The sequence below is a fragment of the uncultured Gulosibacter sp. genome, assembly GCF_963509965.1.
Classification (GTDB): domain Bacteria; phylum Actinomycetota; class Actinomycetes; order Actinomycetales; family Microbacteriaceae; genus Gulosibacter.
On sequence record NZ_CAUPDE010000001.1, the window covers coordinates 234,096 to 258,862 of the forward strand.

A 24,767-nucleotide genomic window follows, 5' to 3' on the forward strand; every position below is an offset into this window, starting at 1 on the left:
GTGGCAGCGTAAGCCTCAGGTATTACCGACCATTTATGACTGCGAGGTATGACGTGACTCTTCCCACCAGTAACCCTTATGAGCAGCTCCCCCAGGTAGCCAAACTGCAGGTGTCGGCAGGCTTCGCCGATGGCGACACGCTTCCCATGACTCATGTGGGTGCTACCCACGGTGGGTCCGAACGCTCACCTGAGCTGCGCTGGCAGGCCGTGCCCGGGGCAAAAAGCTACACCGTCACCTGTTACGACCCCGACGCACCCACCATGTCGGGTTTCTGGCACTGGGTGGTGTACAACATCCCCGCCGACTGTCACGAGCTGCCTGAAAACGCGGGCACCGGCGACCTTGCCGACCTGCCCGCAGGTACGAGCCTCGGCTTTAACGAGGCGCTCAGCCGCGAGTACATCGGTGCAGCTCCCCCGGCCGGTCACGGGCCGCACCGCTATTTCTTTACGGTGCAGGCGCTCAACACCCGGCTTGATCTACCCGCTGACCTGACCGCGGCTCGAGTGCACTTCATGCTCCGCGAGCACGTCATTGCCCGCGGCCACGTGATGGCGGTGTTTGAGCAGCCCGCTCAGTAGCCCTAAGTGCAACAAACTGCACCCCACCGATCCTAATGATCGATGGGGTGCAGTTCAGTGAGTAGCGGCTACGCCCCTGGCGTCGCCCGTCTCGTTTACTACTGTGCCGAATCTTCGGTTTCGGCCTTGTTGTCGGCTTCATCCTCGTCGAGCACCGGTTCGAGCGAAAGCTTGCCGCGATTATCGATCTTGGTGACGCGCACAAGCAGCTTTTGCCCCACCGAGAGCACCGACTCAACGTCGTCGATGCGCTTACCGCCGGCGAGCTTACGAACCTCAGAGATGTGCAGCAGGCCGTCTTTACCGGGCAGCAGCGAGATGAAGGCGCCGAACGAGGCAATCTTCACGACAGTGCCGAGATACTGTTCGCCAACCTCGGGAGTTTGCGGGTTGGCAATCTGGTTCACGGCATCGCGTGCAGCCTCAGCCGAGGGGCCGTCGGTTGCGCCGATAAAGACGGTACCGTCATCTTCGATCGAAATCTCAGCACCGGTGTCTTCCTGAATCTGGTTGATGACCTTACCCTTGGGGCCGATCACCTCGCCGATCTTGTCGACCGGGATCTTCACGGAGATGATGCGCGGTGCGGTGGGGGCCATCTCGTCTGGCTCATCGATCACGGCATTGATTGCCTGATCGAGGATCTGGATGCGAGCGTCGTGCGCCTGCTGCAGTGCTGCATCAAGCACCTCACTGGGGATACCGTCGAGCTTGGTGTCAAGCTGCAGGGCAGTAATGAACTCGGCGGTACCGGCAACTTTGAAGTCCATGTCGCCGAGTGCATCCTCGGCACCGAGGATGTCGGTGAGCGCCTGGTACTTCATCTGGCCGTCGACCTCTGCTGACACTAGCCCCATCGCGATTCCGGCAACCGTAGCGCGCAGCGGCACACCGGCGTTCAGCAGCGAAAGGGTTGAAGCGCACACCGATCCCATCGAGGTCGAGCCGTTCGACCCGAGGGCTTCTGACACCTGGCGGATGGCGTACGGGAACTCTTCGCGAGCGGGAAGCACCGCGATTAGCGCCTTCTCGGCAAGGTTGCCGTGACCGATTTCGCGTCGCTTCGGTGACCCCACCCGACCAGTCTCTCCGGTCGAATAGGGCGGGAAGTTGTAGTGGTGCATGTAACGCTTGCTCTCAACGGGCGAGAGCGAGTCAATCTGCTGCTCCATCTTGAGCATGTTCAACGTGGTGACCCCGAGAATCTGAGTCTCGCCGCGCTGGAAGATTGCCGAGCCGTGCACGCGCGGAACCACGTCAACTTCGGCATCGAGCTGGCGAATATCGGCGACGCCGCGGCCATCCATGCGCACTCCCTCGGCAAGGATGCGGCCACGCACCACGTCTTTGGTAACGCTCTTGTAGGCCGCCGAAACCTGTTCGAGCGAGCCCTCAGGCAGCTGTTCAGCCTCAACCTTGGCCGCGATGGCTTCTTTGACACGCTCCTTGAGCGCGTCGTCAGCGTCCTGACGCGCGATCTTTTCGGCAATCTGGTAAACGTCACGCAGCTCAACCTCGGCGAGCGCACGCACCTCATCGAGCACCTCTGGGGTGTAGGCCGGGAAGGTCGGGTACTCGGCAACCTGCTTATTCACCTGGTCGGCAACCTGTTGCTGGGCGCGGACGAGCTGGGCGATAAACGGCTTTGAAGCCTCCAGACCCTGCGCCACAACGCGCTCGTCGGGTTTCTGTGCGCCAGCCTTAATGAGGTCCCAGGCATTGTCGGTGGCCTGTGCCTCAACGGTCATGATGGCGATGTCTTCACTGCCGTCCTTGCGGGTGATCAAGCGTCCTGCCACAGTCAGCTCAAATACGGCTTCGTTCAGCTGCGAGTGCTTCGGGAAAGCCACCCACTGACCGTCGATCAGCGCGATCCGCACCGCACCAATCGGACCCGAGAACGGGACACCTGAGATCTGCGACGACATCGACGCCGCGTTTACCGCGAGCACATCATAGGTTTCGTCGGGTGCGATCGAGAGCACAGTGACCACGATCTGCACCTCGTTGCGCAGACCGTCGATGAATGACGGTCGCATCGGGCGGTCGATCAGGCGACACGCCAGAATCGCCTCGGTCGAGGGCCGACCCTCACGGCGGAAGAACGAACCGGGAATCGCGCCTTTCGCATAGGCACGCTCTTCAACATCAACTGTTAGCGGGAAGAAGTCGAAGTGATCTTTCGGCTGCTTCGAAACGCTCGTGGCTGACAGCAGCATGGTTTCGCCGTCGAGATAGGCCACTGCCGATCCCTGCGCCTGCTGGGCAAGACGGCCGGTTTCAAAGCGGATGGTACGAGTGCCGAACTTACCGTTATCAATCACGGTCTCGGCGAACTTGATTTCGGGACCCTCCAAGGTCTCCTCCTTCTGTCGCCCGCACAGTGTTGCCGTATCTCAACACCGGTCGGTGCTGAGCATCCCGCGCTGACCATCAGTAACCAAGTTCTGGAATCGGTACCAGCCCTCCGCCACCGACAATCAGCCGCGTAGGCACTGTGCGGATGGATACGGACTGACCCAGTCTACCGCGAGAAACGGCAAAACTGCCGGTGTACCGGGTAAACGTGAGTCGCCGCACAAAATTTGCGGCGGCTCAACGCCGGTGCGTCAACGATCATGAACTAGCTGCGGGCAGCATCCAGACCGCGCTGTAAATCGGTGATCAGATCAACGACTGGTTCAATCCCAACCGAGATACGCACCAACCCGTCGCTGATCCCGGCCGCCTGCCTGGCTTCGGAGGTCATGGCCGCATGGGTCATCGTTGCCGGATGCGCCACGAGCGATTCGGTACCGCCGAGCGACTCGGCAAGACTGAATAGCTGCAGTGCGTCAACAAATCTGCGTACCGCGTCGATTCCACCGTCGAGTTCGAGCGACAACATGGCGCCGAAGCCACGCTGCTGCCGAGCCGCGAGTTCATGCTGTGGATGCGCTGCAAGCCCCGGAAAATTGATGCGCTTGATTGCCGGGTGATTGGCGATTGCTGCGACAATCTCCTCTGCATTGCGCTGATGGCGTTCAACACGCAACTCGAGCGTACGCAGCCCCCGCAGCACTTGATGCGCATCGACCGGCGATGCGGTAACACCGAGCACATTGCCCCACCAATCAAATAGTTCGGCGTGCTCGGCCGTTTTTGCAACCACCGCCCCCTGCACCACGTCCGAGTGGCCGTTGAGGTACTTGGTCACCGAGTGCACAACAACATCGACCCCGAACTCAAACGGCTGCTGCAACAGCGGAGTGAGGAATGTATTGTCAGCTACCACGAGCGACTCGGCAGCGTGGGCGGCAGCCGTTACGGCCCGCAAATCGGTAAGCCGCAGCAGCGGGTTTGACGGCGTCTCAAGCCATACGAGCTGGGGTCGCAGCTGCTGCAACCGAGTGGCAGCAGCATCGGGGTCGGTGAAATCTACGGGTTTGAAGCGATAAAGCCCCTTACTTGCCAGCTGTTCAAACTGCCGCCATGAACCGCCATAACAGTCGTGCGGATAGGCCACCGTGTCGCCTGCGCGCAGCAGTGCAACGAGGGGAAGCAGCACTGCCGCCATACCGGTGGCGACAACAGTAGCGCCGGCACCGCCTTCAAGTTTTGCGATCGCCTCTCCCAGCAGTGCACGGGTCGGATTGCCCGATCGGGTGTAGTCAAACTTCCGGGGTTCGCCGAGCGCGGCGAATGCGTAGTTGGTCGAGCTGTACACCGGGGGCACGACAGCTCCGTAGTTGCGGTCGGTTTCAATTCCAGCCCGTACGGCCTGGGTTAGCGCGGTTGGCTCGGTCACTATTCGCCTCTTTCATATCTTCCAAAGCCGGCGGTTTCGGTGCCGACAGGGTGAGGCGAACCTATTTGAGGATGCGCGACAGGCGCCACTGCGGCGCAGTAGTGCGTCACACGGCGCCATATCGCGTCATATTGCAGCTCGGGCCGGTGGGTGCCGACCCGAGCTGCGCAGGTTTAGGGGTGCACGTTCGGGAACTCACCCGCGGGCTGTTCACCCTGGTCGTAAATTTCGCGCGGCGAACCGACAATCTTTGGATCGGGTTCACCAACCACACGAATGTCTTTGCCCGGATAGTCAAATAGTGATAACACGTGACGCATAGCTTCAAGCCGCGCACGCTTCTTATCGTTCGACTTCACCACGGTCCAGGGCGACTCAGCCGTGTCGGTGTAGAAGAACATTGCCTCTTTAGCATCGGTGTAGTCGTCCCATTTATCGAGCGATGCGAGGTCGGTCGGTGAGAGTTTCCATTGGCGCACCGGGTCATCACGGCGCGAGGCGAAGCGTGACAGCTGCTCGGCACGTCCCACCGAGAACCAGAACTTGATGACGTGGATACCCGAGTTCACCAGCATCCGTTCAAACTCGGGTGCTGAACGAGTGAACTCAAGGTACTCGGTGGGAGTGCAATAACCCATCACGCGCTCAACACCGGCACGGTTATACCAAGACCGGTCGAATAGCACGATTTCGCCACCCGAGGGCAAGTGCTCGACGTAGCGCTGGAAGTACCACTGGGTCGCTTCTTTTTCGGTGGGTTTCTCGAGTGCCACAGTGCGGGCGCCACGCGGGTTGAGGTGTTCCATGAAACGCTTAATCGCGCCACCCTTACCGGCCGCATCGCGTCCCTCAAAAATAATGATGATCTTTTGCCCGGTTTCTTTCACCCAGGTCTGCAATTTGAGCAGTTCGATCTGCAGCAACCGCTTCTGACGTTCGTAGACACGACGGGTCAGTTTCTTGTCGTATGGGTACCCCTGGCGCCATGCATCCGGGTCGGCACTGCTGTGGCCGCGCAGTTCGCGCAACTCGTCAACCTCGTCGGCCATATCAGGAAGACCTGCCTGATCGAGGCGATAGGTGGATGCATCGTCGGCTCGCAGCGAATCGAGCGTGGTGAAAGTAGTGGCCCGCTTTGCAGCCGCTCCGGCTGCAGCCTTCTTGTCGTGGCTCGGTTTGCTGCCCGAGGTGGACTTGGTGTTGGGCTCTTGATCCTGACTCATACCCCTAATTTTATGCCGTTCATAACCGGTCTGGAAATCGCCCACCTCGAGCAAACAACTGTGCCCCACCGATTCACCGGTGGGGCACAGCGAAACAGACTCGTTTTGCGACTAGCGGCGCAGCCCCAGACGCTCAATGAGCGAACGATAGCGCTCAATGTCGACATCGGCAAGATAGCTGAGCAGGCGACGACGCTGACCAACCATCAGCAACAGGCCACGTCGCGAGTGGTGGTCGTGTTTGTGGAATTTGAGGTGCTCGGTGAGTTCTTTGATACGCGCGGTCAGCAGTGCAACCTGCACCTCGGGGCTGCCCGTGTCGCCCTCGTGGGTGGCGTATTCGGTAATGATTTCGTTCTTCTTCTGGGCATCCAGCGCCATGGGCATCCCCTTCGTTCGCTGCGCGGCGCGCCTCACCCGTTGTGGGCGCTCTCTCTTTCCGCGGCCGGTTACACGGCAACCTCACCACTATACCCAGCAATCGCAATTGCACACAAATATCGACACTGGCAGCTCACCCGTGGTCGAGTATGAATGGGCCGGCACGCATATGCGAGCCGGCCCATTCATCGAAACAAACAACTACTTCACGCCGAGCAGGTCGATCACAAAAACCAGCGTGCGACCCGAGAGCGGGTGACCACCGCCATTGCCGTAGGCGAGCTGCGGCGGGCAGATAAGCTTACGGCGACCGCCGACACGCATGCCGGGGATACCTTCTTGCCAACCTTTCACGAGCATCGCGAGCGGAAATTCGATCGGTTCGCCACGCGACCACGACGAGTCAAACTCGGCACCTGATTCGTAATCGACACCGAGATAGTGCACGTTGACAATGCCACCGGCCTTGGCCTCGTCACCGTCACCAACAGTGATGTCTTCGATAACGAGTTCGGTGGGTGCTGGCCCCTCGGGCATATCAACTTCTGGCTTCTGCAGTTCAGTCATGCTTCGATGCAACCACACTTGTTTGGGCCGCACCTGCGTGACGCTGCTGCTGCGCACTATTGAGCACCTCGCGGTGCCGGCGAGTTGCCTCAAGAAGAGCCTGTTCGAGCGGCCGCCGCAGTGGATCTCGCTTATCGATCGCGGCGTGTTCGCGCGCGAATGCGAGTCGGGTTGCGCTGCGAATGAATCCGCGCATTGCGTCGGCGACATGCGTTGGTTGTTTGCGCGCCCAGCGAAGCGCTGCGCGGCGTGTCTTCCAATCGGTGATCATCCGCACCTCTTCGACGGTAAACCAGCCCGCTCGCCGATACTCATCGATCCGGCGCCGCAGCACTGCCACATCCCGATCTTGCAGGCGCATCAGTAGCCACACCACCACCCCAAAAAGTGGTACCTGCACGAGCAGGTAGTAGATCACCCACGAGAGCGGGTTATCGGGTTCGATGCCAAGCAGCGGCAGCACCAGCACGGCACCACCGTTCCACAGCGCGTGCAGTCCTATCGCCAGGAACAGCCCGACAGCACCGGCCACGAAAAACCGCCACAGCTCGTGATGGCGCGCCGCCCACCCCATTGCGAGACCGAACACTCCGGTAAACAGCACATGGGCAAACGGTGAGAGGATGCATCGCACCACCAGCATCCACATAAACTCGGTACCGATTGCCTCGCTCGAGGCGAAGTAAATAATGTTCTCAGTGAAGGCGAACCCGGCACCAATCATGGCCGCATAGATGAACCCATCAAGCGGGCCACTCAGCTCTCGGCGCGCGATGAACAGGATCAGCAGCACCCCGAGTGATTTCATGGCTTCCTCGAGCACTGGTGCCTGCACGAGCAGTGAAAACACCGCCTGTTGAAGTTGTTCGGTGGCGTAATTTTCGGCCACATCCACCAAGAAGTTACCGGTGAGCAGCGTCCCTGCTACCGCCGCCCCTGCCCCGTAAAGTGCCATGAGTGCAAGCAGCAGTGGTGGCTCGGGTTCCCAGCGGTCAAGGTAGGCAACTCCTGCCAGCACCAATGAGAGCGGGATAAGCGCGGGCAGCACCATGATGAGCGCGTTGACCTGCCAGGTCGACAGCAACCAACCGAGTGTGATGAGAGCAATCAACACCAATAGTGCCAACGCAATCAGCCAAGCTAGCGGCACCAATCGCGCACGGTTGCGAACTCGTCGAAGCCGTTCATCGAGTTGCATCGAACGGTCGCTGAGCTGTTGCGCGGGCATTTCTGGGGCATTCTCCTCATCGGCGGGACCGGCATCGTCCGGCTTGCTGCGGCTCACCGCATTGGCAGCATCAGGCGTGCTGCCGAATGCGTTCTAGCGTAGACCGAGCCGCCGGTATTCTCCCTGACGACTCGCACTCAGCCGACACAAGCAATCCCAAGCTAGATTTGCTGCATGGGCAACAAACGATATGTGAGCGTGCGGAGAGTTTTGTTCGTGACCGGGCTGGGTGCTGGTTATGTGCTCGGCGCACGTGCCGGGCGACAGCGCTACGAACAGATTGTCAGTCTCACCAAACGACTAGCCACCTCTGCTCCGGCACAGCGAGCTGGCGATTTTGCTCGCGAGAAGCTCGATAGCGCTTCTGAAAGCATTGCCCGGTTCACCGGTCAGCTCGAAGAAAAATCACGAGAGATCCCCGGCAAGTTGGTGCACACTGCAGAGTCGCTGCGCGCCGATCTGAAGCGCCGCGCCGCAGGGCTCAGCGACAGCATCGACGACGCCCAGGCACAGCGATTGCTCGATGCGGCCGAGCGGCACGCGGATGCGATTGACGAACTCGAGAGCGAAGAAGACTCGATGATCGACACAGCTAACGCTGACGAACGGAACCTCAACCAGCCGTAGATTGTGGCTGCGGCGACCGCAAGTTTGGCACGGCAGCAGACACCTACGGCGCGGGCCTCTCGAACTATTCGAGAGGCCCGCGCCGTGTCCGGTGGAGGGCTACCGATTAGGCCACTTCGATGCGATCAAGATCGACCATGTCGAGCGAATCGATCTGCCGCTCGAGTTCGGCAACCTCCTCATCGCTGAGCAGCTTGCGGTCACCGAGGGTTGGAATCTTGCCGGCAAGCTGCTCAGCCTGCAGCAACTGTTCGACCTGCTCACGAGTGAGCAAACCCTCTTCAACGGCAATATCAGCAACCGATTCGCCGGTGCGCTGGGCGCGCTTGGCGATCTTCGACGCCGCAGAGTATCCAATGACCGGGTTGAGCGCCGTAACGAGACCGATATTGGCGCGCACCTGGCTCTCGGTGTGCTCACTGTTCGCGGTGATGCCGTTGACACAGTTCACGCGCAGCGTGCGCAGAGCGCGACGTAGCCAGGTCGAGTTCTGCATTAGCGTGTGCAGCATGACCGGCTCGAATGCGTTCAGCTGCAGCTGACCGGCCTCGACCGCCATTGACACGGTGACGTCGTTACCGGCGACAACATACGCAACCTGGCTGACTGCCTCGGGAATAACCGGGTTGACCTTACCGGGCATGATCGATGAACCGGCCTGGCGTGCGGGCAGGTTGATCTCGTTGAAACCGGCCTGCGGGCCAGACGAGAGCAGGCGCAGGTCGTTACAGATCTTTGAGAGCTTCATGGCGGCACGCTTCATTACGCTCGAAACCGACATGAACACACCAGTGTCGCTGGTGGCCTCGATGAGGTCACTTGCGCCGCAAATATCGTCGCGTCCGGTGATTTTACGCAAGTGCGGAACCACTGCGGCGGCGTAATCGGGGTGCGCGTTAATACCGGTACCGATCGCGGTGCCACCGAGGTTGAGCTCGAGAACAAGCTTCTGAACCTCAATGAGGCGGTCAATATCTTCGCTAATGGTGGTCGCCCAGCCGTGGAACTCTTGGCCGAGGGTCATCGGCACCGCATCCTGCATCTGGGTGCGTCCCACCTTGAGGATGTGGCTGAACTCGATGCTCTTCTTGAGGAATGCGTCCTGCAGCAGGTGGTACTCGGCCACAAGGTTCTGCATCGAGTGCACGATGCCGATTTTCACCGACGAGGGATAGGCGTCGTTGGTCGACTGCGCCATGTTGACGTGATCGTTGGGCGAGATGTACTGGTATTCGCCCTTCTTGTGACCGGCCAACTCGAGAGCGCGGTTGGCGATCACCTCGTTCGCATTCATATTCGAGCTGGTGCCAGCGCCACCCTGAATAACACCCACCACGAATTGGTCATGCAGCTTGCCGTCGATGATCTCCTGGCAGGCGGCATCGATGTACTTACCGATTTCAGGGTCGAGCTGACCGATTTCAACGTTCGCTCGACAGGCAGCCTGCTTCACCTGAGCGAGCGCCACGATGAAGTCGGGGTACACGCCAATTTTGCGTCGAGCGATATCGAAGTTTTCGACCGCGCGTGCGGTGTTGACACCGTAGTACGCGTCAGCCGGGATCTTCATCTCACCGATCGAATCTTGTTCGATGCGGTAGTCCTGAGCGTCAACCATTGACCGCGACCTTTCCTCTGTCGAAGCTGTAGCCGCTACGATGCGGCCATTTGTCCCCTCAGCCTATCGCAAGATGAACCGCATTCGTTTTACGTTCGCACAGAGTTTGCTGGTAGTCGTGGTGCATGCCCGCAGCTGTGCCGGTCAGCGGCTGCGCAAAGCATCGAGCATCAGTCCAACCAGCGCATCTGCCTGTAGGTCGTCGGAGTGCACGAGGTCTTCATCGCTACCGTCAAGTGCTCGCGCGGCGAGCCCCTGCTTCGAGTCGATGAGCTCGGCCACATGCGCGTCGATCGTCTGCGAGGCGATGATGCGCCAAGCGGTGACCGGTGTTTCCTGTCCGATTCGGTGCACCCGGTCGATCGCCTGCGTCTGTTCGGCAGCCGTCCAGCTCAGCTCAGCCAACACCACGTCGCTGGCCACCTGTAGGTTGATCCCCACGCCGGCCGCGAGCAGTGAGCACACCACGATCTTCACCTCGGGATCGGTCTGAAAAGCCTTCACTGCACGGTCGCGAGCTAGCTGCGATTGCTCACCGCGAATCGACACGGTGCGAATTCCCTCGGCTGCAAATGCTGCTTCGGCACGGTCGAGTGCTTCGACATGCTTGGCGAAGTACACGACCTTGCCCACCGAGTGCGCCAGCTGGGCCGTGTACTGGGCCGACAGCTCTGATTTGGCCACCCCGATGCGGTGCAACATCGCGAAAATCGAGTCTCCGGCGCTTGATGCCTTCGATTCCTGCACCTCGTGGTGAGCCACCATCTGCAACCGTTTGAGATCGATCGTTTCGGGAGGCAGATCACTCGCGGCTAGGATGCGCGCGTACCGAGCCAGCAGCCGCTCCACCAGCGCCGCCTCGGCCTTGCGAATCGACGATCCTTCTTCACCATCGAGCTCGATCGGCATATCAATAATGCGCTTGGAGGGCAGCGATTTGGCCACATCAACTTTGCGACGACGAACGATTCCGAGGTCAATTACCGTGCGTCGCGCCGCAGCCATGAAACCAGGGTCGCATGGGACCAGGTTCGTTGCATCGAGTCGGTCAAGCAGCTCCTGTGCAGGCCGATACTCCCCCACCTGCCCTGGAATCTCTTCAATCCAACCCAGAAAATGCCAGATCGATTTGAAATCTTCCACCGAATTGATCAGTGGCGTACCGGTGAGTGCCATGAGCAGCGGCTTGTCACCCGGAATCTGGGTGCGTAGCGTGTTCGCCAACTGCGTTACCAGGCGCGAGCGTTGCGAGGTGGGGTTCTTGATGAAATGCGCCTCATCAACCACCATGCCGCGCAACCCGAGTTGTTGCAGCCAACCCACGTGCCGGTCAAGAATCTCGTAGTTGATGATGAACACGTCCGCGAAGGCATCGACATGCTCACCATCGCCCGAGATCACCGTGGCACGGCGGCCGGGAGTCCAACGCGCAACCTCCTGCGCCCAGTTAGTTTTCACCACGTTAGGCACCACGCACAAAAGCGGATAGGCCCCGGCTACCGAGGCTGCGAGAACCGACTGCGCGGTCTTCCCCAAACCGGGTTCGTCAGCGAGCAGAAACTCTCGATGCCCCAGCCGCACCGCCTCGACTAGCTGCGCCTGGTGCGGCATTAGCGCGCGCCCGGCGGGTGCTACCCGGTCGAATCGCGGTGGATCGGGCAGCTCCATCGAGGCAGCCCCGCCACCAGCACCTGTTTCAAAGGCCTTCAGGATGGGATCGATCACTTCCCAATCGTGAAGCTGTGAGTAGTGGCTTGGTGACGGTGCGAGGTTTTCGAGTTTGGGTTCGAGGAAGGGCTGCGAGCGCACGCGAGCTTTCACCCCAACCGGCATAACCTGTCGCTCGCGTAGTTTCTCGGGTACCACCGCGCCGGTGACGGGCACATCTGGTTCGTCATCCACAACCATGTCGATTCCGCCGGCAAAGAGCATCTGTTTGCGCATCGCCCGAGCCTGGGGTGTGGTGGCCGTTTCAGCTTGCAGCAGCCTGATGAGTGAAGTGTCGCGAGCGGCAGTTTTCGCCATGATTGCGGCCAGACCATCAAGTCGCTTCATCGCGTCATTGCGTTCGGCATCGCTGATGGTTTGATCGGCCTTCAAACGCGCCCGCTCTTCACGCATCAGTAGCGCAACCACCTGAAACTTGGTGCGATTTGTGGCCGACACGTGTCCGCGCATCACCGCAGCCTCGACCTCGCGAACGGCTCTTGCAAGTTGGGGGATCACACCGGTGTTGTCAACTGCGGCTCGCTTTCGACGTGCACCGTACTGCCCGCGGTGGGTATTCGACACCATGACTCCTTCACTGGCCAGGGGTGTGTGCTGCTGGCGGTTCCGATCACAGAAACTGATCGGGCGAATACATCAACGAATCGAACGGTCATCTCAGATCGATTCGAGCGCGGACGCTGAGTGTCCAGATGCTCAACCGTCGCAGGCGCACGGTTCATTCTAGCCGCACAGGCGCGGTCAGATGCAATAATGAACCGCGTGACCGCCAATACCGCCGACCCTTCCCAGCCATCAAGCTCGCAGCCGTTCTCCCGTCCGCCCGCAAAACTCAGCGGCGACTGGAGCGCGCACATTGCGACCACGCTTGACCGGCTCACCTTCATGCTAGCCGGCCTCGACAGGCAGGCATGGGATGCACCGAGCCACTGTGCACAGTGGCGTGTGCGCGATGTGGTCGGCCATATCCTCTGGCGCCTGGGCTCGAATAGTCGACAGCTGGTCAGTAGTGGCCTGGGGGCGGCACTCACCAGCGCGTTCAAACCAAACTCGGCAATAGCAAAGATCGCAATCGAAGTTGGTGCAGCACCCGAGGCCGAGTTGCTATCGGGCCTCGAGGCACTGTCTGCCGACAAGATGGCCGGTATCGGTCGCAGCACCGTTGTTGAACTCACCGAAGCGGTGGTACACGCCTATGACATCACCGATGCCCTCCAGCTACCGCTGCGGTTGAGCCCGCGCTCTACTAGCGCGGTGGCGCTATCGCGGCTGCGCGTTGGTGGCCGCAACGCGAAAATCGCCCGCAAGCGCTCACTGCGCGCTATTGATGCTGGCTGGCAGATCGGAAACGGCCCGGCGCTTGACGCCACGGCGCAAGAAATCATCATGCATCTTTTCGGCCGCACGCAGCTGGCGCCCGACCAGCAACCAGCACAGTAGCCCCAGCAGCAGCCAGCACCGCTGTCGCTCAGCGACCCGCCGTAAAGTGCCGGGTCTCAAGTGTTTCGGCCCGCATCCGCAACCGGGTGCGAGTCTCAGCAACATCGTGGCTCATCCGCTCAATGAGCGCATCCAGGCTGGGAAACTTTTCCATCCCTCGAATCCGCTGCACAAACGCGATATCCACCGACTCGCCATACAGGTCAAGATCCACGTCCAATAGATGCGCTTCGACCTGACGCTGCGGCACACCCTCGAAAGTGGGGTTATTCCCCACCGATACGGCAGTGGGGTACACCTTGCCGCCAACGCGAAACCAACCGGCGTACACACCGTCAGCCGGGATCAGTCCCTCAACTGTGGCGGGATCGAGATTCGCGGTGGGGAACCCAAGCTCGCGGCCGCGTTTTGCCCCGTGCACCACAGTGCCCGACACCACGTGATAGCGGCCGAGCATCTGTGTTGCCAGTTCGACATCGCCCGCGCTCAGGGCCTCACGCAGCCATGTGGATGAGGCTCGCCGCCCGGTGGGGCCCGGGATATCGTCTGGGATGATCACCTCGAAACCGCGTTGCCGTCCCATTCGCTGCAGCAGCTCAGCGTCGCCCGCTCCCCCGCTGCCAAAACGGAAGTCACGGCCAACGATCAGCAATTTGGTCTCGAGCTGGTTGATGAGCACACGCTCGGTAAACTCTTCTGGCGATAGCTTCGCTAGTTCGCGCGTAAACGGCAAAACGACCGTGGCGTCCACACCGAAAGCTGCCATCTGCTCGAGCTGCTGCCGTGGTGACAAAATCGGCGCCGGACAGCGCTCGGGGGCGAAAAGCGCCAACGGATGCCGATCGAAAGTTACCACCACCGCGTGCAGGCCGCGCCGATCGGATTCGCGCCGCACGAGCTCTAGTAGCGTTTGGTGGCCGCGGTGCACACCATCAAACTTGCCAATCGTCACCGCCGCGGGACGCATCGTGGCGGGAAAATCATCAGGTTCGTAAATGGTGATCATGTCGTCGACGGCTTCATTCGGGTTGCTGGGCGTGATTCGAGATAGGCAGCACCAATAAGTGGCAAGACAAAAGGAATGTACAGGTAACCGCGACCAAATCCACTCCAAACGGTATCGGCGGGAAAATACTCGGGATGCACAGCCGAAAGTGTGCCCACCGCCAGCACTCCAACAAGCTCAAACCCCACCGCTGCGGCGGCAATAGCCTGCCAGATGCGGTTGCGATGTGCCAACGCAATAGCGATTCCAGCAAGCAGATACACCGCCGCGGCAACCGCGCTTAGCGTATAGGCAACCGGTGCCACGTCGAAGTCGCGCACAATTTGGACGACGCTGCGGCCAGTTGCCCCCACAAACAGCACGATATACACGGCAACCAGCACCGGCGACGCCTGTTCGGGGCGACGCGACTTTCGCGGCTCGCCGATGCTCGTGGATTTCGGAAGCGCACCCAACGTTATTACTCCCTATCCCAATAGTGGCGCGTTTCCGAGCCAAATCTGCTGCATTCGGAACACCATTACCGAAACCGAAAGCGCCGCGATCCCCAGCACCGCATTCGCCCATCGACCGCGGTCGATGAGTGCCCACAGGATGCCGCCGAGTGGGAAAATCACCAGCGCCACCTGATACATCCAAAACTCGAGTCCATCGCCAAGGCAGGCGTTACCCCACAGCGGTGTGACGATTGCCAACACCAGCTGCACAATCGCCAACAGTGCGACGAGCGCCACCGATCCGGCGGTGAAATCGCCCGGGGGTTGATTGCGAAAGGCCTGCACCAGGCAGATGATGCCCGCAAGAGTTCCAATCCCAAACTGTAGCCAGGTATACCACTCAATCATGCAGTGCCTCCATTACGTTCGGGAAAGTTCATCAGGGTCTTCGTGCGCCCACCACGGATTTCTACCAGACCAATGGCATCTCCTGCGTCGGTGAGTGCGGCCACCGGTGTGCCTACCGGAAGTTCAGCGACTGAAAGCGTTGACAGTGGCTGATCGACCATGGGGCGTGGGGCAATAACGGTTGCGGGAGCCGGGATACGCTGCCCGTTACGCAGTGCTCGACCTCGGTCGGCGTCGCAGCGCAACTGTGGAAAACGCCGAATCATCAGTTCGGTCGGTGACAGGAGTGCTGCCTGCAATCGTCGCGATTGTTCGGCTTCAGCTTCACTGTTAGTTGCGGGACGTTTGGCAGCGATTTCAACCGCGTCGTCAACATGCAACTCACCCACGCTAGCGCGTCGCAGAAAACACAGATGCGCCGGAACTCCAAGTGCCCGCCCCAGGTCTCGACCGAGCGCCCGAATATAGGTGCCCGACGAACATGAAACCCGAACATCCACATCCACAATCGTGCGGCCGTCGACCTGGCCGTGAGCAATGCGACGCACTTCAAGCTCGTGAATCGTGACTCGACGCGGGGCCAATTCGACCTGTTCACCATCACGAACTCGCCGGTAGGCGGGTTTGCCGTTAACTTTGATGGCCGATACCGCGCTTGGCACCTGATCAATCTCGCCGATGAACTGCGGCACCACGCCCTGCACCTCGGCGGGCGTAATTGCCGAGACCGCTTCGCTACCGGCCACTTCAGTGATCTCGCCATCAGCATCCTCGGTATCAGTGGCAACGCCGAGTCTGATGGTCGCTTCATACTCTTTGTCGTCGCCAACGAGATAGGTGAGCAGGCGAGTCGCATGCCCCACCCCCACCAGTAGTAATCCGGTTGCTGCGGGATCGAGTGTGCCAGCGTGACCGACCTTGCGGGTGCCCAAAGCCCGGCGAACTCGAGCTACGACATCGTGGCTGGTGATACCGGCCGGCTTGTCAATAAGCAGCAGGCCGTGCGGGCCGGTTGGTGACGAAGACATACTGCCAAAGAGTCTACCGGCAGGCGTGGTGAAGCAGGCGATACGAACTGCATCTGGACAGGCCGGTAGGCTGGCCGGGTGCGAACGAGTGTTATCGGTGTTGGTGCGGTGGGTGGTGCTCTGGCGGCGTTACTCGATCGTGCCGGGCACGAGGTCACCGCAATCGCCCGACCGCAAGGCGCGGCGGCTGCAAGCATCGCACGCGATGGTTTGCGTTTGAGCGGCGCGCGCGGCAGGCACCTCGCCCGTGTCTGGGTTGCCGATGAGTTGCCCGACGATACCGAGCTGGTGATCGTGGCTACCCGCAGCTATCAAACCGAGCAGGCGCTGCGTCACCATGCCCGGAAGCTAGGCCCTGCTGGATCGCTTTCGAGCGTTCCAGTGGTGATCGTCCAGAACGGCCTCGACGGTCCACAACGCGCCGTCACTGCACTCGATCGCGCAGACACTGGCGGCGTATTCGGTGCCCTGGCAATGTTTGCTGCCACCCATCGAGCGCCCGGTGACATTGTGCTTACCGGTGACGGCGCTGTGCGCCTGGCTCCCGTTCACGCCCGGCAGTTCGCCATGGCTGAAAAGCTCGCCGCGGTGATTGACGATGCTTTTCCCACGCTCGCGCTGCCGCAGCTGGGCCCGGCGCTCTGGAGCAAGCTACTTGTCAATCAGGTGAATGCGCTCCCTGCCATAACCGGGAAGAGCGTGCAGTTGAGCTGCCGTCACCCGGTCACATCCACCCTCTTGGCGCGCTCTCTCACCGAAACCGTCGCAGTGGCCGATGCACGCGGCGTGCGGTTCATCAATATGGGCATCCTTGCACCGGCCCACGCGCGCATGATCCGAGCCGGTAATGCGCTGAGCGTGGTTCGTTCACGACTGGCCACGGCATTCGGTGTGCGCCCGAACCCGGCGTCGACGCTGCAGGCAATCCGGCGGGGCCAGCCCACCGAGATCGATGATCTGAACGGTGCGGTGGTTCGGGCCGCAGCCGAGGTGCGAGTAGCTGTGCCAGTGAACAGTGCACTCACCACGCTCGTACACGAGGTGAGCCACACTGGTCGGCATCTCACGGTCACCCAGCTGCAACGTCGAATCGAACTGTTCACTGGCCACGGCATTGTGCCGCCACCCGAAACGCTACCCTGCAGTGATGACCGATAACCCGCTAGTAACCGCAGTGGTCGACTGGTATCGCACCGATCACCGGTCGTTCCCGTGGCGAGACACCGATGTCACGCCCTGGGGCATTCTGGTGAGCGAGGTCATGTCGCACCAAACACAAATGTCGCGGGTGGTGCCGCGCTGGCGGGAGTTTATGCACCGCTGGCCCACACCGGCTGCGGCAGCATCAGCATCGGATGCACAGATCTTGCGGGTTTGGGACCGCCTCGGCTATCCGCGTCGAGCACTGGCGCTGCGCCAGTGCGCTATCGCCATCGTTGAGCGGCACGGCGGCCGAGTGCCAGCCGATCGTGAGGCGCTACAGGCACTTGCCGGTATTGGCCCCTACACGTCGGCGGCAGTGTGTTCGTTTGCGTTTGGGATGCGGGTGCCGGTAGTCGACACGAATGTGCGCCGGGTGATTGCTCGCGCCGTACACGGCGATGAGGTTGCCTGGCGTCCGCACGCTCGCCGTGACGAGAACGAGATGGTGGCGCTTCTACCCCGCGCGGCTGAAGACGTGCAGCCTTGGAACGCCGGGGCTATGGAGCTGGGTGCCACGATTTGCAGGCAACGAAAACCCGATTGCGCGCGCTGTCCCATCGCCGAGCTGTGTCAGTGGCGCGGTGCCGGCTATCCAGCACTGCCCGCCGCCGAGTTTGAGCGACGGCAGGTTCGGCAGGCGAAATTTGTCGGTAGCAATCGTCAGCGTCGCGGCCGAGTCATGGCGGTCGCGCGCGGTTCGCACGGTGGCCTCGCAGTCGACCAGCTCTGGGAGCGCATCCTGCTCGACACCGATTTTCGGGCACCGTCAAAGCCCGCAGAACTTTTGGTTGAACGCGAGCAGCATCTGGCAGCATTAGACTCGCTGATCGCTGAGGGGATGCTGGAGCAGCGTAACAATTGGCTCTCGCTTCCGGGTGATCCGGGCCCCCAAAATGACGAGTGCCCCGTTCACTCGAATGAGTGACGGGGCACTGCCAGAGGTTCGAAACTGTTACTCGGTTTCGGCCTCGCTATTGCGGTAGGGGTCAGACTCACCGGCGAACGACTTGCCCTCGCGTTCACGAGCCACCCGCTCATCGGCCTCACGTGCCTGCGCGAGTAGGTCATCAATGCGGCCAGCGTTTTCGGGAAGCGCATCGAGAACAAACTCAATGCTGGGGGTGAGTCGGGTGTTGAGCTGTCGGCCAATCTCTGAACGAATCATGCCGGTTGCCGACTTCAACGCTGCAGCGGTGCCCTTTTGTTCTTCTTCGGTGCCGTACACCGTGTAGAAGATCGTGGCGTGCTGCAGATCGCCGGTGACTCGCACATCCGTGACGGTGACAAAACCCAGACGCGGATCTTTCACTCCCCGCTCGAGGGTCTGCGCCACCAGGACGTGGATGCGTTCAGCGAGTCGAGCTGCACGTGGATTCTCAGTCACGGGGTTTCTCCACCATCTCAATTGTCTCGATCTCGTCGCCGACCTGGATATCGTCGAACTTACCGAGACCGATACCGCACTCAAAGCCCTCACGAACTTCGGTGACATCGTCCTTGAAGCGGCGCAGCGATTCGATAGCCAGACCGTCTGCCACCACAACACCCTCGCGAATGATGCGCGCCTTGGCGTTGCGGGTGATCGTGCCCGATTGCACCATACAGCCCGCGATATTGCCCCACTTGGATGAGCGGAAGATCTCGCGAATTTCGGCGACACCCGACTGGACTTCTTCGTACTCCGGCTCGAGCATGCCGCGCAGCGACTTCTCGATGTCTTCGATCGCCTGGTAGATGACCGAGTAGAACCGAATGTCAACGCCCTCACGGGCTGCGCGTTCGCGAGCCTTGGCATCGGGACGCACGTTGAAGCCGATGATCACCGCGTTGTCGACGGTGGCCAGCGATACATCCGACTCGGATATCGCGCCCACTGCACGGTGAATGATGCGCAGCTGCACCGAATCGTCGATCTCGATCTTGAGCAGCGAGTCTTCGAGCGCTTCGACGGCACCCGACACGTCGCCCTTGAGGATGAGATTGAGCGACTGTACCTTGCCTTCTTCGAGCGCACGCGTGAAGTCTTCCAGCGACATCCGTTTGCGGGCCTTGGCCAGCTGAGCGTTTCGCTCGGCCGCCTCACGCTTCTCGGCAATCTGGCGAGCGGTGCGGTCGTCTTCGGTCACGATAAACGTGTCACCGGCGCGCGGCACCGAGCTGAGCCCCTGCACCTGCACCGGCCGCGAAGGGCCGGCTGCCTCGACGTCATTGCCGTTCTCGTCGAGCATGGCTCGCACACGTCCGTACGCGGTACCGGCCACGATCGAGTCGCCCACGCGCAGCGTGCCCGACTGGATCAGCACGGTTGCCACCGAACCACGACCGCGGTCGAGCTTCGCTTCGATAGCGGTACCACGGGCGTCACGGTTGGGGTTCGCACGCAGGTCGAGCGCAGCGTCAGCGGTCAGTAGCACGGCGTCGATCAGCTCAGAGATGTTTTCGCCCTTCTTCGCTGAAACATCCACAAACATGGTGTCGCCACCGTAGTCTTCGGCCACCAGACCATACTCGGTCAGCTGCGAGCGCACCTTCTGCGGGTTGGCGCCGTCAACGTCGATCTTGTTGACCGCCACGACGATAGGCACGCCGGCGGCCTGTGCGTGGTTCAACGCTTCAATGGTCTGCGGCATGATACCGTCGTCGGCAGCAACCACCAGGATCGCAATATCGGTGACATTCGCTCCACGAGCCCGCATCGCGGTAAACGCCTCGTGACCGGGCGTGTCGATGAAGGTGATCGCACGGCGGACGCCCTCGTGCATGCCGGCGACCTGGTAGGCACCGATGTGCTGGGTGATGCCGCCGGCTTCGCTGGCGCCAACGTCGGCGCGACGGATCGCGTCGAGCAGCGCAGTTTTACCGTGGTCAACGTGTCCCATCACGGTCACCACCGGCGGACGCGGCTCCATATCTTCTTCATCTTCGATCTCTTCGGCCTCGAGGTCGATGTCGAACTGTTCGAGCAGCTCACGGTCTTCGTCTTCGGGCGAAACGATCTCGATACGGTAGCCGAGCTCTTCGCCCAGCACCTCGAAGGTTGCCTCGTCGAGCGATTCGGTTGCCGTTGCCATCTCACCGAGGTGGAACAGCACGGTTACCAGGTCGCCGGGCGATGCCTCAATCTTGTCGGCGAAGTCGGCGATCGAGGCGCCGCGACGCAGCCGGATGCGAGTCTCACCGTCACCGTGTGGAACTTTCACGCCACCAATAGTGGGCGCTTCCCGCATCTCGTACTCGGCGCGTTTGGCCCGTTTCGACTTGCGCGACTTCGATTTGCCACCGCCGCGACCGAAAGCACCCGCGGTGCCACCGCGCCGACCGCCGCCACCACCTGGACGGCCGCCCGGACGACCTCCGAAGCCACCACCGGGGCCACCGCTGCGGCCGCCACCGCGACCGCCGCCACCGGGGCGACCGACCTGCTGCGGTTTTTCACCGGGCAACACGCGGGGCTGACCGGGTCGCGGAGCCTGCATACCGGCAGCGTGCATCCCCGGACGCGGACGGTTACCGCCGCGGTTGCCGGGCTTAGCGCTGAACGGGTTGTTCCCCGGACGCGGCGATCCCTGCTTACTCGAGAAGGGATTGTTTCCCGGACGCGGGCCGCGCGGACGCGGCATATTGTTCGGGCCGGGTTTAGGGGCGTTAGCCGCACCGGGCTTGGGCGCTCCGGGTTTCGGCGCTGACGCAGGCTTCGCGGCTGCGCCAGGCTTCGGCGCACTAGCTGCAGGCCTTGCAGCGGGTTTTGCGCTCGGCTTCGGGTCTGCCGGTGTGGGCGTGGGCGTTACCCTCGAACGGGTGGGGCGGGCGGCTGCACCCGGCCCCGGCGTCGGTGTGGGTTTGACGCCCGAACGCTGCGGCCGAGCACCGGGGGTTGGGGTGGGTTTCACACCCGAACGCGGAGCCGGTTTTGGTGCCGCGGGCTTGGCAGTTTTACTCGCCGCCGCTGAGCGCTTCGAAGCAGCGGCAGAGCTCGGCTTTGCTGCCGGTTTAGCCGCCGGAGTCGCTGACTTGGCGGCGGGTTTGGCATCTTTCTTGTCGACCGCTGCCTCACCGTCGGCCTGTGCCGCGCGCCGCGCGAGCTCATCGCGCAGCCGGCGCGCGACGGGCGGCTCAACGCTGGAAGATGCGGTTTTTACAAACTCGCCCATCTCCTGCAGCGTCTGCAGGGCGACTTTCGATTCGACGCCCATCTCGGCGGCGATCTCATGTACGCGTGGTTTTGCCACTGTTCTCCTTCACCGGGTCTGATCCCCGGTGGGGAGCAGACCGTTTAACGTCGGTTGTGTCTCATCGTGAGCCACTCATGACTTGTCCATGGTCCGTTCAACCTTTGCTGTCGCGCCGTCGGCTGATTCCGACGACAGTTGACTGACGTACGCACGCAGTTCGTGGTCGTCGAGAGCGTTCACTCGCAGTGCACGCCGCCAGGCGCGCTGGTCAAGTGCTGCTCTCGCACATTCCGCGGATGGATGCAACCAGGCGCCTCTTCCCGGAGCCGAAGCTGATGTGTCTACCACCAGCCGATTCTCGACCACCACCACTCGCGTGAGTGCAGATCTTGGGGCGCACGATCGGCATCCAATACACGTTCGCACCCAACCCATACTACCCCTCGGTGCTGGATATTTCCGGACACCGGGCGTAGCGATGGTGCTACTCGTCGTCTTCGAGGATACTATCGGGCTGAATATCGATGCGCGCACCGGTCAGCTTGGCGGCTAACCGCGCATTCTGTCCCTCTTTTCCGATGGCGAGCGAGAGCTGGAAATCAGGCACGAGGGCTCGCACAGCCTTCGCTTTCTCATCGAGCACGAACGCACTCGAAACCTTGGCCGGGCTGAGCGCGCTCGCCACAAAGGTTGCCAGATCGGGACTGTAGTCGACAATGTCGATCTTCTCGCCGGCAAGCTCGTTTGTGACCGCGCGTACCCGAGCACCGAGCTCACCGATGCAGGCACCCTTGGCATTAATCCCGGGCTGGTTGGCGCGCACTGCGATCTTGCTTCTGTGCCCGGCTTCGCGGGCCACCGACACGATATCGACCATGCCGCTGGATATTTCCGGCACCTCCAGCTCGAAGAGTTTACGCACCAGCGCCGGGTGTGTGCGCGACACCGTGATCTGCGGGCCGCGCTTTCCGGCACCGCGCTCAACCCTGGTGATGAACACGCGCATCCGGTGCCCGTGCGGATAGTTCTCACCCGGCACCTGTTCTTCTGGCGGCAGAATACCTTCGACCGTGCCCAGATCAACGTGGATCATGTTGGGGTTCGGTCCCTGCTGAACAACGCCGGCGACGATGTCACCCTCGCGAGCCCGGAACTCACCGAACACCCGATCATCGCCGATATCGCGCATCCGCTGCGTGATGACCTGTTTGGCAGCTGTTGCCGCGATCCGGCCAAAATCTTCGGGATGCTCAATCGCCTCGCCGATGACATTGCCCTCATCGTCGAGTTCGGGAACGAACACATTAATCTCACCGGTCTGCCGGTCAAGCTGCACACGCGCCCCCTTGGGCGGCTCAATACCGAGCTCCTGAGTCGCATGCTTTTGGTAGGCCATCAGGATGGCCTGCTCAATAATGCCGGCCAGCTCTGCCTGGGGAATTTCCCGCTCTGCCTCGAGCAGCCGCAGCACTGCGAGATCGATCTTCATGTGTTCGCTCCCCTATTCAAATATGTTTCTTGTGAACCGCCTATGCTACCCGACGCCGTTCAAGCAGCGACGAGATTACCTCATCGGCGGGCAGTTCAATGCGCTCATTGGTGCGACGGTTCCAGAGCTCAACGAGGCCCTCGCCCGCTTTCTTACCCGCGATGATGATCCACGGCATCCCCAGCAGCTCAGCGTCACCGAACTTTACACCCGGTGAGGTTTTGGGCCGATCGTCGACGAGCACGTCGAGCCCGGCGGCATCTGCTTCAGCGGCCAGTTTTTCGGCGAGTTCTAACGGGACCTCACCCTTACCGGTGGCCACAATCTGCACGTCGAAAGGTGCCACCGACTCGGGCCAGATCAGGCCTTGATCATCGTGGTTCTGTTCGGCAATCAGCGCCAGGTTACGGGTGACACCAATTCCGTACGAGCCCATGGTCACCGTGACCAGCTTGCCGTTGGGGTCAAGCACTTTCAGCCCGAGCGCTTCAGCATATTTGCGCCCCAGCTGGAACACGTGACCGATTTCGGTGCCGCGCTGCGTGGTGATGACCCCCGCCCCGCCGGGAGCCGGGTCGCCATCGCGCACCTCGGCCGCTTCAATGCGTCCATCGCACTTGAAGTCGCGACCAAACACCAGCGAGGCGACATGGTGCTCGGCGCGGTTGGCTCCAACGATCCAGTTCGATCCCTCACCGATACGCGAATCGACAAAATACGGGATGCCGGTGATCGACTCGGCGCCGAAGAACTGTTCGCCGTCTCGCCACGGGCCGATAAAGCCCTTCACAATGTCGGGATGTGCGGCAAAGTCGGCCTCATTCGCAGGCTCAACCTCGCGAGGCTGAAAGGCAACCTCAAGGCGTTTCATATCGACCTCGCGGTCGCCCTCGAGCGCGATCACGGCGAGCTCGCGAGCGCCATCGTGGTCGACGAGTGCGACAACGATGTGTTTCAGCATGTCGCCGGCAACCCATTGACGTCCATCGGGGTGCGGGTAGTTCGCATTTGCCCAGTCGACGAGCGAGTCGATTGTGCTCGCGCCCGGGGTGGCCACCACCTGCGGTGCCGCATCCCCGCTGGGGTCGCGTGTCGGCGCCGCAGTGGCCCTGTAGGCCTCAACGTTTGCCGCATAGCTACCATCTTCATTGCGCACGAAGATGTCTTCACCAACCGGGGTGGGGTGCAAAAACTCTTCCGACTTTGAACCGCCCATCGCACCCGAGTCGGCGGCCACGATGACGTATTCGAGCCCGAGCCGCTGAAAAATGCGCTCATAGGCGTCGCGCTGACGCTGGTAGCTTTCGTCGAGTCCGGCGTCTGAATAGTCGAACGAGTAGGCGTCCTTCATGGTGAACTCACGGCCACGCAGGATGCCAGCGCGCGGACGAGCCTCGTCGCGGTACTTGTCTTGAATCTGGTAGATCGTCAGGGGCAGGTCTTTGTACGACGAGTAGAGATCTTTCACCACGAGGGTGAACGCTTCTTCGTGCGTCGGCGCCAGCACCATCGGCACATCCTTGCGGTCGGTTAGCCGGAACATACCGTCGCCGTAGTCGTCCAAGCGTCCGGTGGCCGCGTACAGTTCGGCCGGCAGCAACGCCGGAAACAGCATCTCTTGGGCTCCGGCAGCGGTCATCTCTTCGCGCACGATGCGTTCAACATTGCGCCGCACCCGCAACCCCAGCGGTAACCAGGCGAAAACGCCCGGGGCCTGACGGCGGATATAACCGGCACGCACGAGCAGTTTGTGGCTCGCGACTTCGGCATCTGCAGGATCATCGCGCAGGGTGCGCACGAACAGCGTAGAAAGACGTTCAATCACGGGTGTAATGCTACCC

At 61.3% G+C, this 24,767-nt stretch carries 22 protein-coding genes; 5 read left to right on the plus strand and 17 right to left on the minus strand.

Features of this window, described 5'->3' with window-relative positions; translation table 11 throughout:
- Positions 1-35: 35 nt before the first annotated feature.
- Positions 36-584 carry a YbhB/YbcL family Raf kinase inhibitor-like protein gene (locus tag RQ865_RS01110; RefSeq protein WP_311476740.1) on the plus strand — a complete coding sequence of 183 codons (549 nt, stop codon included), beginning with the start codon at positions 36-38 and terminating at the stop codon, positions 582-584.
- Positions 585-682: 98 nt separating this feature from the next.
- Here the strand turns inward: RQ865_RS01110 and RQ865_RS01115 are convergent, their stop codons facing one another.
- From RQ865_RS01115 to RQ865_RS01140, 6 genes are all read right to left on the minus strand, one after another.
- Complete coding sequence (locus RQ865_RS01115) at positions 683-2,941, minus strand: polyribonucleotide nucleotidyltransferase (RefSeq protein ID WP_311476742.1); 2,259 nt, start codon at positions 2,939-2,941, stop codon at positions 683-685.
- A 266-nt stretch (positions 2,942-3,207) separates the two neighbouring features.
- Entirely contained in the window at positions 3,208-4,371 is a 1,164-nt protein-coding gene (metB, locus tag RQ865_RS01120; protein ID WP_311476744.1) for a cystathionine gamma-synthase, read from the minus strand.
- A gap of 173 nt (positions 4,372-4,544) precedes the next feature.
- Entirely contained in the window at positions 4,545-5,594 is a 1,050-nt protein-coding gene (ppk2, locus tag RQ865_RS01125) for a polyphosphate kinase 2 (protein ID WP_399521788.1), read from the minus strand.
- Positions 5,595-5,705: 111 nt separating this feature from the next.
- On the minus strand, positions 5,706-5,975 hold the full coding sequence (gene rpsO / locus RQ865_RS01130; RefSeq protein WP_311476745.1) for a 30S ribosomal protein S15: 270 nt from the start codon (positions 5,973-5,975) through the stop codon (positions 5,706-5,708).
- Between the two features lie 201 nt (positions 5,976-6,176).
- Entirely contained in the window at positions 6,177-6,542 is a 366-nt protein-coding gene (locus RQ865_RS01135) for an FKBP-type peptidyl-prolyl cis-trans isomerase (protein WP_311476750.1), read from the minus strand.
- The gene (locus RQ865_RS01140; protein ID WP_311476751.1) at positions 6,535-7,770 is read right to left on the minus strand and encodes a PrsW family intramembrane metalloprotease; all 1,236 of its coding nucleotides are present in this window, start codon (positions 7,768-7,770) and stop codon (positions 6,535-6,537) included. Before RQ865_RS01140 ends, RQ865_RS01135 begins: the two co-directional genes overlap by 8 nt.
- Before the next feature lie 174 nt (positions 7,771-7,944).
- Between RQ865_RS01140 and RQ865_RS01145 the strand changes: the two genes are divergently transcribed.
- Positions 7,945-8,397 (plus strand): hypothetical protein, encoded by a 453-nt coding sequence (locus RQ865_RS01145; protein WP_311476753.1) that lies wholly within the window; start codon positions 7,945-7,947, stop codon positions 8,395-8,397.
- A gap of 106 nt (positions 8,398-8,503) precedes the next feature.
- Here the strand turns inward: RQ865_RS01145 and RQ865_RS01150 are convergent, their stop codons facing one another.
- Complete coding sequence (locus RQ865_RS01150; protein WP_311476754.1) at positions 8,504-10,015, minus strand: aspartate ammonia-lyase; 1,512 nt, start codon at positions 10,013-10,015, stop codon at positions 8,504-8,506.
- A gap of 144 nt (positions 10,016-10,159) precedes the next feature.
- On the minus strand, positions 10,160-12,310 hold the full coding sequence (locus RQ865_RS01155; RefSeq protein WP_311476756.1) for a DEAD/DEAH box helicase: 2,151 nt from the start codon (positions 12,308-12,310) through the stop codon (positions 10,160-10,162).
- A 195-nt stretch (positions 12,311-12,505) separates the two neighbouring features.
- On the opposite strand from RQ865_RS01155, the gene RQ865_RS01160 reads away from it, so the two are divergent.
- Positions 12,506-13,183 (plus strand): maleylpyruvate isomerase family mycothiol-dependent enzyme, encoded by a 678-nt coding sequence (locus RQ865_RS01160; RefSeq protein WP_311476758.1) that lies wholly within the window; start codon positions 12,506-12,508, stop codon positions 13,181-13,183.
- Between the two features lie 28 nt (positions 13,184-13,211).
- On the opposite strand, the gene RQ865_RS01165 is transcribed toward RQ865_RS01160, so the two are convergent.
- The 4 genes from RQ865_RS01165 to truB are packed head-to-tail and all read right to left on the minus strand — an operon-like array spanning position 13,212 to position 16,062.
- The gene (locus RQ865_RS01165; RefSeq protein ID WP_311476760.1) at positions 13,212-14,189 is read right to left on the minus strand and encodes a bifunctional riboflavin kinase/FAD synthetase; all 978 of its coding nucleotides are present in this window, start codon (positions 14,187-14,189) and stop codon (positions 13,212-13,214) included.
- Positions 14,186-14,644: a hypothetical protein gene (locus RQ865_RS01170; RefSeq protein ID WP_311476762.1), complete on the minus strand. Its 459-nt coding sequence runs from the start codon at positions 14,642-14,644 to the stop codon at positions 14,186-14,188. The genes RQ865_RS01165 and RQ865_RS01170 overlap by 4 nt, the downstream gene beginning before the upstream one ends.
- 12 nt (positions 14,645-14,656) lie before the next feature.
- Positions 14,657-15,034 (minus strand): hypothetical protein, encoded by a 378-nt coding sequence (locus RQ865_RS01175; RefSeq protein ID WP_311476764.1) that lies wholly within the window; start codon positions 15,032-15,034, stop codon positions 14,657-14,659.
- Positions 15,031-16,062, minus strand: coding sequence for a tRNA pseudouridine(55) synthase TruB (truB, locus tag RQ865_RS01180; RefSeq protein ID WP_311476766.1), 1,032 nt, complete (start codon positions 16,060-16,062; stop codon positions 15,031-15,033). The genes RQ865_RS01175 and truB overlap by 4 nt, the downstream gene beginning before the upstream one ends.
- Positions 16,063-16,140: 78 nt before the next feature.
- Between truB and RQ865_RS01185 the strand changes: the two genes are divergently transcribed.
- Together RQ865_RS01185 and RQ865_RS01190 are read left to right on the plus strand one after the other, a co-directional pair.
- A complete protein-coding gene (locus RQ865_RS01185; RefSeq protein ID WP_311476767.1) occupies positions 16,141-17,220 on the plus strand; it encodes a 2-dehydropantoate 2-reductase in 1,080 nt (359 codons plus the stop codon).
- Complete coding sequence (locus tag RQ865_RS01190; protein WP_311476769.1) at positions 17,210-18,190, plus strand: A/G-specific adenine glycosylase; 981 nt, start codon at positions 17,210-17,212, stop codon at positions 18,188-18,190. The genes RQ865_RS01185 and RQ865_RS01190 overlap by 11 nt, the downstream gene beginning before the upstream one ends.
- A gap of 27 nt (positions 18,191-18,217) precedes the next feature.
- Here the strand turns inward: RQ865_RS01190 and rbfA are convergent, their stop codons facing one another.
- The 5 genes from rbfA to RQ865_RS01215 form a co-directional block, all read right to left on the minus strand.
- The gene (gene rbfA, locus RQ865_RS01195; protein WP_311476770.1) at positions 18,218-18,649 is read right to left on the minus strand and encodes a 30S ribosome-binding factor RbfA; all 432 of its coding nucleotides are present in this window, start codon (positions 18,647-18,649) and stop codon (positions 18,218-18,220) included.
- The gene (infB, locus tag RQ865_RS01200; protein ID WP_311476772.1) at positions 18,642-21,494 is read right to left on the minus strand and encodes a translation initiation factor IF-2; all 2,853 of its coding nucleotides are present in this window, start codon (positions 21,492-21,494) and stop codon (positions 18,642-18,644) included. Before infB ends, rbfA begins: the two co-directional genes overlap by 8 nt.
- A 75-nt stretch (positions 21,495-21,569) precedes the next feature.
- Positions 21,570-21,872: a YlxR family protein gene (locus RQ865_RS01205; RefSeq protein ID WP_311476774.1), complete on the minus strand. Its 303-nt coding sequence runs from the start codon at positions 21,870-21,872 to the stop codon at positions 21,570-21,572.
- Between the two features lie 49 nt (positions 21,873-21,921).
- A complete protein-coding gene (gene nusA, locus RQ865_RS01210; protein ID WP_311476776.1) occupies positions 21,922-22,926 on the minus strand; it encodes a transcription termination factor NusA in 1,005 nt (334 codons plus the stop codon).
- A gap of 40 nt (positions 22,927-22,966) precedes the next feature.
- Entirely contained in the window at positions 22,967-24,751 is a 1,785-nt protein-coding gene (locus tag RQ865_RS01215; protein ID WP_311476777.1) for a proline--tRNA ligase, read from the minus strand.
- Positions 24,752-24,767 lie beyond the last annotated feature (16 nt).

Excerpts from the sequence above, each read along its gene's own strand:
- RQ865_RS01110 (WP_311476740.1), top strand. The coding sequence starts at position 36 with ATGACTGCGAGGTATGACGTGACTCTTCCCACCAGTAACCCTTATGAG.
- ppk2 (WP_399521788.1), bottom strand. The coding sequence starts at position 5,594 with ATGAGTCAGGATCAAGAGCCCAACACCAAGTCCACCTCGGGCAGCAAA.
- rpsO (WP_311476745.1), bottom strand. The coding sequence starts at position 5,975 with ATGGCGCTGGATGCCCAGAAGAAGAACGAAATCATTACCGAATACGCC.
- RQ865_RS01135 (WP_311476750.1), bottom strand. The coding sequence starts at position 6,542 with ATGACTGAACTGCAGAAGCCAGAAGTTGATATGCCCGAGGGGCCAGCA.
- RQ865_RS01140 (WP_311476751.1), bottom strand. The coding sequence starts at position 7,770 with ATGCCCGCGCAACAGCTCAGCGACCGTTCGATGCAACTCGATGAACGG.
- RQ865_RS01145 (WP_311476753.1), top strand. The coding sequence starts at position 7,945 with ATGGGCAACAAACGATATGTGAGCGTGCGGAGAGTTTTGTTCGTGACC.
- RQ865_RS01150 (WP_311476754.1), bottom strand. The coding sequence starts at position 10,015 with ATGGTTGACGCTCAGGACTACCGCATCGAACAAGATTCGATCGGTGAG.
- RQ865_RS01155 (WP_311476756.1), bottom strand. The coding sequence starts at position 12,310 with ATGGTGTCGAATACCCACCGCGGGCAGTACGGTGCACGTCGAAAGCGA.
- RQ865_RS01165 (WP_311476760.1), bottom strand. The coding sequence starts at position 14,189 with ATGATCACCATTTACGAACCTGATGATTTTCCCGCCACGATGCGTCCC.
- RQ865_RS01175 (WP_311476764.1), bottom strand. The coding sequence starts at position 15,034 with ATGATTGAGTGGTATACCTGGCTACAGTTTGGGATTGGAACTCTTGCG.
- truB (WP_311476766.1), bottom strand. The coding sequence starts at position 16,062 with ATGTCTTCGTCACCAACCGGCCCGCACGGCCTGCTGCTTATTGACAAG.
- RQ865_RS01190 (WP_311476769.1), top strand. The coding sequence starts at position 17,210 with ATGACCGATAACCCGCTAGTAACCGCAGTGGTCGACTGGTATCGCACC.
- RQ865_RS01205 (WP_311476774.1), bottom strand. The coding sequence starts at position 21,872 with ATGGGTTGGGTGCGAACGTGTATTGGATGCCGATCGTGCGCCCCAAGA.
- nusA (WP_311476776.1), bottom strand. The coding sequence starts at position 22,926 with ATGAAGATCGATCTCGCAGTGCTGCGGCTGCTCGAGGCAGAGCGGGAA.